This is a genomic window from Calothrix sp. CBUCES-K 9914, assembly GCF_059640475.1.
In genome coordinates, this window is the sequence record NZ_JBXXZH010000076.1 from 25,601 (window position 1) to 37,466 (window position 11,866).

Annotated in this window: 9 protein-coding genes and 1 riboswitch; of the genes, 7 read left to right on the plus strand and 2 right to left on the minus strand. The window is 39.7% G+C overall.

The window, feature by feature from the left end:
• The first annotated feature begins 103 nt into the window (after positions 1-103).
• From AC2JBO_RS18350 to thiL, 3 genes are all read left to right on the plus strand, one after another.
• Positions 104-1,201 carry a peptidylprolyl isomerase gene (locus AC2JBO_RS18350; RefSeq protein WP_496955088.1) on the plus strand — a complete coding sequence of 366 codons (1,098 nt, stop codon included), beginning with the start codon at positions 104-106 and terminating at the stop codon, positions 1,199-1,201.
• 287 nt (positions 1,202-1,488) lie between these two features.
• Positions 1,489-1,610, plus strand: a riboswitch (cyclic di-AMP (ydaO/yuaA leader).
• A gap of 65 nt (positions 1,611-1,675) precedes the next feature.
• The gene (locus AC2JBO_RS18355) at positions 1,676-2,995 is read left to right on the plus strand and encodes a CmpA/NrtA family ABC transporter substrate-binding protein (RefSeq protein WP_496955089.1); all 1,320 of its coding nucleotides are present in this window, start codon (positions 1,676-1,678) and stop codon (positions 2,993-2,995) included.
• Positions 2,996-3,036: 41 nt separating this feature from the next.
• Positions 3,037-4,017, plus strand: a complete 981-nt coding sequence (gene thiL, locus AC2JBO_RS18360) for a thiamine-phosphate kinase (protein ID WP_496955090.1) — start codon at positions 3,037-3,039, stop codon at positions 4,015-4,017.
• A 344-nt stretch (positions 4,018-4,361) separates the two neighbouring features.
• Here thiL and AC2JBO_RS18365 read toward each other — a convergent pair whose 3' ends face one another.
• Positions 4,362-5,375, minus strand: coding sequence for a type I glyceraldehyde-3-phosphate dehydrogenase (locus AC2JBO_RS18365; RefSeq protein WP_496955091.1), 1,014 nt, complete (start codon positions 5,373-5,375; stop codon positions 4,362-4,364).
• 1,059 nt (positions 5,376-6,434) lie between these two features.
• Between AC2JBO_RS18365 and murC the strand changes: the two genes are divergently transcribed.
• The 3 genes from murC to wecB all read left to right on the plus strand — a co-directional run bounded on the left by murC (position 6,435) and on the right by wecB (position 10,369).
• A complete protein-coding gene (gene murC / locus AC2JBO_RS18370; protein WP_496955092.1) occupies positions 6,435-7,892 on the plus strand; it encodes a UDP-N-acetylmuramate--L-alanine ligase in 1,458 nt (485 codons plus the stop codon).
• Between the two features lie 195 nt (positions 7,893-8,087).
• Positions 8,088-9,077, plus strand: a complete 990-nt coding sequence (murB, locus tag AC2JBO_RS18375; protein ID WP_496955093.1) for a UDP-N-acetylmuramate dehydrogenase — start codon at positions 8,088-8,090, stop codon at positions 9,075-9,077.
• Positions 9,078-9,256: 179 nt separating this feature from the next.
• Positions 9,257-10,369, plus strand: a complete 1,113-nt coding sequence (wecB, locus tag AC2JBO_RS18380; protein ID WP_496955094.1) for a non-hydrolyzing UDP-N-acetylglucosamine 2-epimerase — start codon at positions 9,257-9,259, stop codon at positions 10,367-10,369.
• Positions 10,370-10,533: 164 nt separating this feature from the next.
• On the opposite strand, the gene AC2JBO_RS18385 is transcribed toward wecB, so the two are convergent.
• Positions 10,534-11,118 (minus strand): Uma2 family endonuclease, encoded by a 585-nt coding sequence (locus AC2JBO_RS18385; RefSeq protein WP_496955095.1) that lies wholly within the window; start codon positions 11,116-11,118, stop codon positions 10,534-10,536.
• A 502-nt stretch (positions 11,119-11,620) separates the two neighbouring features.
• Between AC2JBO_RS18385 and AC2JBO_RS18390 the strand changes: the two genes are divergently transcribed.
• The coding region (locus tag AC2JBO_RS18390; protein ID WP_496955096.1) for an AMP-binding enzyme at positions 11,621-11,866 on the plus strand (246 nt) is incomplete at its 3' end.

Consider the following 11,866-nt stretch of genomic DNA (forward strand, 5'->3'; position numbering starts at 1 on the left):
GTTAGTAGCGTCACGCACCTGACTAATAAAGGACTTTACTGTGGGAAGATTGTTAATGGGTAACACCCAGGAAGACAATTAATGCTGTATTTGAGTAGTTTCCATGTTCGATTTATTAAAAACCAAACTGAAGGGCAGCCTAAAATTAGTGCTGTCGCTAACTCTAATCTTAGGTATTACTACTGGGTGGACTCCCCCTAGTTATGCTGCATTGCCAGCAGGGAATGCCATCACCGACGGCAAAGCACTGTTACGTTACGCACTGCCTATCGATAATAAGCCAGTACGTGAATTGCAAAAAAGTATAGAAGATATCTCTAACCAGCTACGTGCAAACAAACGCTGGGGTGCAGTTAACAACGACGTAAAGAAAGCATCGCGCGTTCTTGATAGACCAAACAAGATTCTCGCCTCGGTCAAAAGTGAACGTCAAGCTGAAGCAGAGCAGCTAATTGAGCAAATCAAGACAAAAATTGAATCGCTCCGTGCTGTTGTAGAAGTTAAGGATAAAGAGAAAGTTAAAGAAGAGCGCGCGGGCATTCTAGATTTAGTAGGGGATTTAGAACAAACGATGGTCAAAGCGTTCCCTTACGAAGTTCCCAGTGAATATAGTAATTTGCCTCAACTCAAAGGTCGCGCGCAAATAGCGATTAAAACGAATAAAGGTGACATGACGGTTGAAGTTGACGGTTACAGCGCACCTGTAACTGCTGGTAACTTCGTTGATTTAGTTCAACGCGGTTTTTATGACGGTTTGGAATTTACTCGTTCTGAAGAGTCATATGTTCTCCAAACTGGTAAACCCAAAGATGCTGATGGTTTTATCGACCCTAAAACCAACCAATACCGCGCGGTTCCTTTTGAAGTGTTGGTAGAAGGTGATAAGGCGCCTACTTACGGTATTACTTTAGAAGAAGCAGGGCGCTATGTTGATATGCCTGTATTACCTTTCTCATCGTTTGGTGCCTTAGCACTAGCACGTCCAGAGCGCGATGTCAATGGTGGCTCATCGCAAATTTTCTTCTTCCTGTTTGAACCAGAATTAACACCTGCTGGACGTAACTTGTTAGATGGTCGCTATGCCATTTTTGGTTATGTTACCGAAGGAAAAGAAGTTTTAGACCAACTCAAAGCTGGTGACAAAATTGAATCGGCGAAAGTTATTGACGGTTTAGAAAATTTAGTTGAACCAGTTGCATAATTAATAATGTAGAGACGTGATATATCACGTCTCCGCAATTTATATTTTAAAATAACAATTGATAAATTATTTAACTTTAAAAATATTCTCTAGATCAATTTAAAAAGTATATTCATAATATACAAAATTATGCACTAGCATGAATATTTGTGACTCATAGAAATAACTTACTGTCAGTATAATTAATTGCTTTGGTTACATATATTGCCGAGTAGGGATAACAATGTTAAATTTGTTTGCAATCACAATTAGCTTAATCTGAAACTTGGTATGTGTTACTTGACTAGAAGTAAGTGATGCTTGCTACTTTTGGAACGGAGGAACCGTGCATCTTGGGGCGAACCTGTAAAGGGGAGTAAATCTCAACTCTAGCCCGTCAGCTAACTTCGTCAGCTTTGAGAGTAAATTGAACAATTGAGAACGCATCATTTTGGGTATCTGAGTCAAATATTTGTTATAAATAATGGAGATTTTATGCGTCTACATGGTAACTTGTCTCGGCGCCAGTTTTTGTTGACAGCAACCGCAAGTACTTTAACTAGTTTAGCCCTACATGGATGTACAAATAATCAGAGTGGTACAACAGCTACGACTCCTAAAAGCTCAAGTGATTCAACAAATACGAATATTAAACTGGGATTTTTACCTGTAGTGGATAGTGCGCCTTTGATAATAGCAAAAGAGAAAGGCTTTTTTGCCAAACACGGCGCCAAAAATGTTGAAGTAGCCAAGCAAGCTTCTTGGTCTGCATTACGAGATAATATTGAAATTGGTTCTGCTGGTGGTGGAATAGATGGTGGACATTTCCAAAGCCCTATTCCAGAATTAATTTCTGAAGGTAAGATTACTAAAGGAAATCAAAAAATTCCTATGTATATCTTAGCGCGAATGAACACTCACGGTGTGGGAATTTCTGTTGTTAATCAGTATCAGAAACTTGGAGTTAACTTAAATAGTTCTCCATTAAGAAATGTTTTTGCTCAAGCTAAAACTAAAGGCAGTAAAATTAAATGCGCGATTACATTTCCTAGCAGTTCTATTGATTTGTGGTTACGTTACTGGTTAGCTGCTGGTGGTATTAATGCAGAAGATGATGCTTCCATTGTCGTTATTCCTCCTTCCCAAGTTGTAAGCAGCATGAAACAGGGTACGATGGATATTTTTTGTGCTACTGACCCTTGGAACGCGCGTATTGTAAATCAAAAAATCGGTTTTACTGCGGTGACATCTGGAGAAATTTGGAAAAACCATCCAGAAAAAGTCTTTACAATGCGAGCAGATTGGGTAAATAAAAATCCAGAAGCAGCAAAAGCTGTACTTGCTGGTATTATGGAAGCTCAACAATGGTGCGACAAATCAGAAAACAAAGATGAATTATGTAGAATTCTGGCAGAAAAAAATTACGTCAATGCATCAGTATCTGACATTGAAGGGCGGGTTAAAGGTAAATTTGACTATGGTGATGGTCGTGTTGTAGAAAATCCATCTTTAGCAATTAAATTTTGGTCGAGTGAAGGAACTTCTATTTCTTTCCCGTTCAAAAGCCATGATACCTGGTTTCTCACTGAAAATATTCGCTGGGGTAAAATTCCAGCCAATACCGACATCAAAAAAATTGTTAATACATGTAACCGAGAAGATTTATGGCGAGAAGTTGCAAAGTCTCTAAGTGTTGCCGATGTAGAAATTCCCAAAACTTCGTCGCGCGGTATAGAAACTTTCTTTGATGGTATTAAATTTGACCCAGACAACCCTCAAGCTTATTTGCAAAGTTTGAAAATAAAGAAAGTTTGAAAAATCTGGTATGGTGGCTTGAGCCACCCTACGTTTGAAAAATGAAAGTAAGCGATATTGGTGAACAGGGTCTTTTAAAAATTTTACAGCGGTATTGTCCTTCGGATATTATCGGCGATGATGCTGCAGTAATAGTAACGGCACCTGAAAAATCTTTAGTAGTTACAACTGATGTATTAGTTGATAATGTTCATTTCAGTGAAATTACTACATCTGCTGAAGATGCTGGTTGGCGTGCGGTTGCTGCTAATTTATCAGATTTAGCTGCGATGGGCGCCACTCCATTAGGTATTACTGTGGGTCTAGGTTTACCTGGTGATGTAGCAGTAAGTTGGGTAGAAGGTTTATATAAAGGAATGACTCAGTGCTTGGAGAATTTTAACACTCCAATTGTCGGGGGTGATTTGGTTAAGGCGCCTGTGACAACAATTTCTATAACCGCATTTGGACAAGCATATCCCCAAAATATTATTCGGCGCAACACTGCTAAAGTTGGGGATGCAATTATTGTTACAGGAATTCATGGCGCCTCGCGTGCTGGCTTAGAATTATTGTTACACCCCGAAGTTGGAAAAAATCTCAACGAAACAGAAAAACAAACTTTAATAAAAGCTCACCAACGTCCTCAACCTCGTCTTGACATTTTACCTTCTCTACCAAAAAATGTTCAAATATCTGGAATGGATAGTAGCGACGGGTTAGCTGATGCAGTTCTACAAATTTGCCGCGCGAGTAATGTAGGCACCGTTTTAGAGTGGCAAAAAATACCTATACCCAAAGCTTTTAAAAATTGGCTTTCCACAGAACAAACTTTAGAGTATGTATTATACGGTGGTGAAGATTTTGAATTAGTACTGTGCGTACCATACCTCGAAGCTGAAATATTAGTTCAGGAATTTGGTAAAAATGCAGCAATTATTGGAACAGTAACATCTAACTTGAATGTAGTCATCCACGATGAACAAAAAGAAATACCCGACCAAATTCTCACACTTGACGGGGGATTTCAACATTTTAAGTAGGGTGCGTGACACTATAACAATCGAAAATCAGAACTAACAAACTAGTAGTGTCACGCACCTTATGAGGTGCCCAGTTGTAAGTTATAGTAGAAATATAATCTCAAAAACTCAAAATTACAGGAGGCATTTGGCTTGTCTGCTGCAATAGTTATTGATGCTCGTGAAATAAAACAAATCCAGGGCAGAACAGTTAATCCTTCGCGCTTTGCTCCATGACGAACAAAAAGAAATACCCGACCAAATTCTTACACTTGACCGGGGATTTCAACATTTTAGATTTTCCCTTCAGGACGTGAATAGATTTCGGATTTTAGATTAATCCAAAATCCAAAATCTAAAATTTATTACTGCCATTTAGTAGCAACAAGTTCTGCTAAGTCAAGTACGCGCTGGCTATAACCCCACTCGTTATCGTACCAAGCCATGACTTTCACCATGTCGCTACCCATAACCATTGTGAGGCTAGAATCAACAATCGATGATTCATCAGTACCTTGGTAGTCAGAAGATACTAAAGGTAGGTCACTATAAGCGAGAATTCCTTTTAACTCGTTTTCAGAAGCGTGCTTGAGAGCTTCGTTAACTTCCTCAGTAATAGTACGCTTTTCAACTTGAACCACGAAGTCAACCATTGAAACGTTAGGAGTGGGAACACGTAGTGCCACACCGTTCAATTTACCCTTCAAGTCTGGTAATACCAAAGCTACTGCTTTTGCTGCACCAGTTGAAGTTGGTACGATATTCATAGCCGCAGCGCGCGCTCTTCTCAGGTCGCGGTGTGAAGCATCAAGCAAACGTTGGTCGCCAGTATAACTGTGGGTCGTGGTCATCGTGCCTTTGATGATGTTAAATTTCTCATGCAGCACTTTCGCTATTGGCGCCAGACAGTTAGTAGTACAGCTAGCGTTACTAATTATATGGTGTTTGTTATGGTCGTAATCATGATGATTTACGCCCATTACAAATGTACCATCTTCGTTTTTGCCAGGGGCAGTAATTAAAACCTTTTTAGCACCCGCATTGACGTGTTTCAGCGCCCCTTCTTTGGCAGTGAATACACCTGTTGCTTCGATAATTAGGTCAATTCCCCATTCTTTCCAGGGCAAGTTTTCTGGGTTGCGGTCTGACACACACTTTACGGTTTTTCCGTTGATGATAATCGAGTTGTCATCAGCAGAAATTTCTGCCCCCTTCAATTTTCCAAGCATCGTGTCATACCTGAGAAGGTGTGCATTAGTTTTTGGGTCTGACGTATCGTTAATCGCAATAAGTTCTATATTGCTATTTTCTCGACCTACCCAACAACGCGCAAAATTTCGCCCAATGCGACCGAAACCATTGATTGCAACTCTAATCACAGCGTCTTGCCCTCTGTATTTATGCCTAAAAAATGCTACTCATGAACATAATCATACCGCAAAGGGGGAGTATTTATAACTATCAAGCGTTAAATCTAAAAAAAAAATTAATATTTCATCGCGGTTCAGCAAACAGCTTGACATATAGGATCAAACATTTTGAACGTTTTGTAATTCTCTATACTTGGCGAAAATCTCTCGAAAGGTATAAGCAATAAGTACAAATACATGGTACGACCACAGATGATCAGATTTGCGAGTTGTTGCCTTAGTTGCTTGCGTATTGAGTAGTTTGTAAGTTATATTCTCACCACTTGGAGTCTTTAACAGATAAAACGTGACTTTAAAGGTTTCTTCAAAGTCTTTGTCGCCCTGCTAACTCCTACTATCGATCATCGAGTTCGTTGCTACAACACTATTATGTATATTACCGTAGGGAGGTATAAGTAGTCACTAAATGTATCAATATTAGTAAGCTGATAAACTTATATGCTTATATCGGTATATAGGCTATAAATTTTAGAAAAAGTCAGAAAATCGATAATTAGTAAACGTTAATTTTCCTCTTGTCAACAGTGAATATGTGTAAAGCCGCTTAAAAATCAATCAGGATGGTCGATTTGAAGGTACTTCGGTTACTATTGATTGTCCGATGTGGGTGATGCTGAAATAGGAGTTACAATTCGAGCGATCAAATATCTACTCAGGAGCGCGCGCTCCTATTTGAAGGGGTAACTATTGTGTTTCCCTTACAGCTTATTCTGAAGCTGTATATCACAACGAATAAAATCAACCATTGGAGAGGAGAATTTATTTCTACCTAATATGTTTCCCGATTGTGCTGAAAATATCAGAATAAACATATTATTAATTCAGTTAGAGAAAAACGCTCTCTTACAGGTAAAATCGTTGTCAATTAACTAAATGTTAGAGGAGATATATTTCATGCACAAAGTTTCGACAGTGTTACCGACGCTGTATTGGCAATTTTAAGATACCTGTTATGATACCCGTGTTACTTATAGTCCTGGTGTGGTGTGGTGTTAGAGGAGTTATGTAATGAAGACAAATGTAGATTTTAGCGGTAGACCATTTCATTTTATTGGAATTGGCGGGATTGGAATGTCTGCGCTTGCTTATGTGCTTGCAAAACGCCATTTACCAGTGTCTGGTTCGGACTTACGTCCTAATCACATGACTCATAAATTGGAAACTATTGGCGCCCACATTTTTAGTAAGCAAGAAGCTAGTAATCTTGAATTCTTTCAACCGCAGGTTGATGAGACTCACGAAGACCCAAATAATCATGTATCAATTCTTTCTGGCTCGCAACTGCCGCAAGTGGTATGTTCAACAGCAATTAACAAAAGTAACCTAGAATATAAAGCGGCAATAGAAAACGGTTGCCCAATCCTTCATCGCTCAGACGTACTTGCTGCCTTGATTGCTGAATACGACAGTATTGCTGTTGCAGGCACTCACGGTAAAACTACAACAAGTAGCATGATTGGCTACATGTTACTCGAAGCAGGTCTTGACCCTACTATATTAGTAGGTGGCGAAGTCAAAGCTTGGGAGGGCAACGCACGATTGGGAGAAAGTCGTTATTTAGTAGCAGAAGCCGATGAATCAGACGGTTCTTTGGTAAAACATGCGCCACGTATAGGTATTATTACTAATATAGAACTTGACCACCCTGACCATTACGAATCTTTAGAACAAGTCATTGACATTTTCCAAACCTTTGCTAATAGCTGTGAAGTGTTGGTCGGTTGTATCGACTGTGAGACTGTGCGCGACCGCATCAAACCGGATATAACTTACAGCCTTTACCCTGATACAGGCGCCGATTACTATGTTACAGATGTAGATTACCGTGCGGATGGATCGAGAGCGTTAGTTTGGGAACGTGGCAAAGCTTTAGGTGTGTTGAACCTACGTTTATTGTCCCGTCATAATCTTAGCAACGCTTTGTCAGCTGTAGCTGTCGGTCGAATCTTAGGTTTGGAATTTGGCAAAATAGCTGCATGTCTAGCAACGTTTGAAGGTGCGCGGCGCCGATTTGAGTTCCGGGGCGAAGTAGATGGTATAACTTTCATTGATGATTATGCTCATCACCCCAGCGAAATTCGAGCGACATTAGCAGCTGCTCGCTTACAAACACGTCCCGAACAAAGAGTTGTGGCAATTTTTCAACCACATCGCTATAGCCGTACATTAGCCTTTTTAGATGAATTTGCTGAAAGTTTTGCTCATGCGGACTTAACGGTTATTACTGATATATACAGTGCGGGCGAGCAAAATTTAGAACAAATAAGTGGCAAGATATTAGCGGACAAAATTGGCAAATACAACGACCATGTACACTATGAGCCAACCCTAGACTCTTGTTACGATTACTTGCTCAAAAACTTACGCCCTGGTGATTTGGCGCTATTCTTAGGAGCAGGAAACCTTAACCAAGTTATTCCTGAAATTATTACCGCCATGCGTCAGCCTGCACAAGCAACTTCATAAACTATTGGTGCTTAAGAAATACACTACCAGAAAATATTAATCTATACTACAATTTGTACTACTAGGTTGATTACGTATTTTCTGGCTTGTTTGTCTTAACCGATAGTATCGCTCACTTGCATTCAGTAAAAAACAATAACCGTATATTTACGGTGTTTATCTTATCAGCTTCAAAAATCATCTAAAAAGGTAAATATGACAATCTTCTCAGCAGAAGCATATATCTGCAAAAATACGAAAGTTGGTGCTGGCGCTCGAAAAACGGTTGAGGCTGATAGAGTGATTTCTTTACCTGGGACTAATTGTGTTGTTAGACCAGAAGTATCGCTCGCCGGATATACATCTTACCGTGTTGGTGGTCCAGCAGAATGGTATGTGGCGCCCCGTGATATTACAGGACTTGAAGCAAGCATTAAGTACGCTCACGAACAAAACTTACCTGTAACAGTTCTCGGTGCTGGGTCAAATTTACTAGTAAGTGATTGTGGTATTCCGGGTTTAGTAATTGGAACACGTCATTTGCGCCATAGTCACTTTGACACCGATACAGGACTTGTAACAGTAGCCGCAGGTGAGTCTATTCCTGGTTTAGCATACTCAGCAGCAGAGCTTGGTTTTCAAGGGTTCGAGTGGGCAGTAGGTATTCCTGGGACAGTTGGTGGTGCTGTAGTTATGAACGCAGGCGCCCATGATGGCTGTATTGCAGATATCTTTGTCAGTGCTGAAGTACTTTTACCTAGTGGAGAATTAAAGACCTTCACAGCTGCCGATTTAGGTTATACTTACCGCACATCGAAACTTCAAGGCAGTAAGAACATAGTTACTCAGGCAACTTTCCAACTTCAACCAGGTAATGACCCAGCAGTAGTTGTAGCTACTACAAAACAGCACAAAGAACACCGCTTAAATACACAACCCTACGATAAACCTAGTTGTGGTAGCGTTTTTCGCAATCCCAAACCATATTCCGCAGGTTGGTTAATCGAGCAAGCTGGTTTAAAAGGCTATCAAATTGGTAAAGCTCAGGTCGCACCCCGTCACGCGAACTTTATCATTAACTGTGGTGGCGCCAGTGCTTGTGATATTTTTAACCTAATTCGTCACATCCAGCATAATGTACAAGACCATTGGTCAATTGCACTAGAGCCAGAAGTCAAAATGATTGGCGAGTTTCAATTTGCTTAAGAGTGCTGAGTGCTGAGTGATGAGTGCTGAGTGCTGAGTGCTGAGTGCTGAGTGATGAGTGCTGAGTGCTGAGAAGGTGGGCGCCTAATTATTAATGTGATGGATGACGGTTGACTAATTACAATTAAGCATTAACTATTTAGCTGTTACTAATAATTAGACTATTGACTATTAAAAGTATGAGTGTTGAGAAATGTGTTTATATTGTTTTAGGTACTCGTCCAGAAGCGATAAAACTGGCGCCTGTAATAAAGGTGTTTCAAAATGCTGCTGGTATCAAGTCGAAGGTGATATTGACCGGACAGCATCGGGAAATGGTAGAGCAGGTAATGCAATTGTTTGATATAAAAGCAGATAATGACTTAGAGATTATGCAGCCAAAGCAGTCTTTGAGTGATATTACCTGTAGGAGTTTGCAAGGGTTAGAGACATTATTTCAAAAAGAGAAGCCAGATTTTATAATTGTTCAGGGAGATACAACAACGGCGTTTGCTGCTGCTTTGGCAGCTTTTTACAGTAAAATCTCAGTTGGACACGTTGAAGCTGGGTTGAGAACTGACGAGTTATATAACCCTTATCCAGAAGAGGCAAATAGGCGCCTGATATCGCAAATTACGCAGTTGCACTTTGCACCAACAAGTTTAGCAGTAGAAAACTTACAGCGTTCAAGTGTATTAGGAAAAATACATTTAACTGGGAATACAGTAATCGATGCGCTCTTAGATGTGGCAGCAAAGCAACCACCTTGTAATATACCTGGTTTAGAGTGGGAGAAATACCGCGTCCTCCTAGCAACAGTTCATCGTCGTGAAAATTGGGGAGAACCATTGCAGGACATAGCCCAAGGATTTTTAAAAATCTTAGATAAATTCCCTGACACAGCCTTGTTGCTTCCTCTACACCGTAACCCTACAGTTCGTGAACCATTACAAGCATTACTCGGCAATCATCCACGTATATTTTTAACAGAGCCACTCGACTACGCCGAACTAGTTGGAGCAATAATGCGCTCATATTTACTATTAACAGACTCAGGTGGATTACAAGAAGAGGCGCCAAGTCTTGGTAAACCAGTTTTAGTACTGCGAGAAACAACCGAACGTCCGGAAGCAGTAACAGCAGGAACAGCCAAACTCATAGGTACAGACACAAACAACATTGTTACAAATGCAGCCGAATTACTAGCAAACGTCACTGCGTATGAAACAATGGCAAACGCAATTAACCCATTCGGTGATGGACAAGCTTCCGCACGTATCCTAGATATAGTACAAAACTTCCTAAATAACTAACTTACCTCTTGTAAAAAGGATTGAGGATTGAGGATTGTGGATTGTGGATTGTGGAACGGGCATCCTTGCCCGTCCTATAATTTGCATATTAATCAGGGTTCAAGTTAATTTTACATGCAAAAAGAAGCTTGTGGAACGGCTGTCCTCAGCCGTCTCATATATTATTAATTCAATATACTTGGAAAAACTTTAGATAAATCAAGCGTCAAGTCGGGAAAACAAGGAAGAATAACTGTTTCATTAGGTAATAAAATTTCTTTTCGGCGATAAGTAAACTTGCCTTGAAAATCTTGTATTGCTTCGCTATATACTTCTAAATGAATATCAACTAAATTAAATATCCAATAATCTTTGATACCTGCTTCTGCATAAATAGGTAATTTCACATCTTGGTCAAATTTTAATGTGGAATCAGAAATTTCAATTAATAGTAGTACATCTTCTGGAGTCGGATGAGAATCGAGATAATCATCGTCTCGGTTTTTGGCAATCACTCTATCAGGTTCTGGTTCGCTAAAGTCAGGAATAATAATTGGTAACTGCCCGCGTAGGGTTGCACGTTCTCCAATGAGTTTATTTAATTCTCGTTCCAGACGTGTTTCACAAACTGCATGAGGCGTACCCTTAGCAACCATTGAAATTATTTCTCCTTTAATTAACTCAACTCGCTCATTCTCGCTAAAAAATCCGAGTTTAGCTAAACGCTCGTATTCTTCTATCGTAAAACGTTTAGCAGTAGCAGTAATCATAGCAATTTCAAATTATGTGAGGATGTTAGCTCGTCAACAACTCTATCTATATAATAGTGGCTGTGTCATTAAATTTGACCTCTTTGGCGCCTCCAAATAAATCTCTCTTTCTCTCGATGTGTGTACCCCGTGTCTCTTTAGTAAAAAAGATATTACTTCACAGGTGCTTTGATTTATGCTACAACACTGCAAAATTAATGACACGAACCAGTAGTGCTTTAACTTGCAAGCTTTCAGGTGCCGCCTTTAAAGGGTGGGCAGTGCCGACCTTAATATAATATTATAAGGAAAAATTTTATAGTCTTGATGTTATCTTTATTTTCCCTTCAGTAAATTTACACAAAATTAAAAATCAAGTAAAGTAATTTGAGATACATGTAATAATATCTAAACATGTTGATAGCTTATTTAGTTTGAGTAAAAATTACTTAACAAATTCTTAGCTTATCCTTATCCTTACAAGCCTTTATTTTCGACTTTTCCATTTTGTTTAGGGTTATATATGGGGGGCACACGTATGAAGCAACAATTAAATACTTGTATTGTGGATCGCCTTTGCGTGGAAGCTGCTCTACTAAATCATCCATTGATTGACGACTGTGTGGTGTTGGTTCGCGAAAAAGATACTTCTGGCCAAGAGCTAGTTGCTTATGTAGTTTCCGCAGGTTTATCGAAAGAGCAGCTACAATCGTATTTGCGAGACGTGCTGCCTCCTGCGATGATACCAGATGCCTATATTCCGGTGTCT

Coding starts and splice junctions, on each gene's coding strand:
- wecB (WP_496955094.1), top strand. CDS start 9,257: ATGAGTGTTGAGAAATGTGTTTATATTGTTTTAGGTACTCGTCCAGAA.
- AC2JBO_RS18355 (WP_496955089.1), top strand. CDS start 1,676: ATGCGTCTACATGGTAACTTGTCTCGGCGCCAGTTTTTGTTGACAGCA.
- AC2JBO_RS18350 (WP_496955088.1), top strand. CDS start 104: ATGTTCGATTTATTAAAAACCAAACTGAAGGGCAGCCTAAAATTAGTG.
- thiL (WP_496955090.1), top strand. CDS start 3,037: ATGAAAGTAAGCGATATTGGTGAACAGGGTCTTTTAAAAATTTTACAG.
- murC (WP_496955092.1), top strand. CDS start 6,435: ATGAAGACAAATGTAGATTTTAGCGGTAGACCATTTCATTTTATTGGA.
- AC2JBO_RS18385 (WP_496955095.1), bottom strand. CDS start 11,118: ATGATTACTGCTACTGCTAAACGTTTTACGATAGAAGAATACGAGCGT.
- murB (WP_496955093.1), top strand. CDS start 8,088: ATGACAATCTTCTCAGCAGAAGCATATATCTGCAAAAATACGAAAGTT.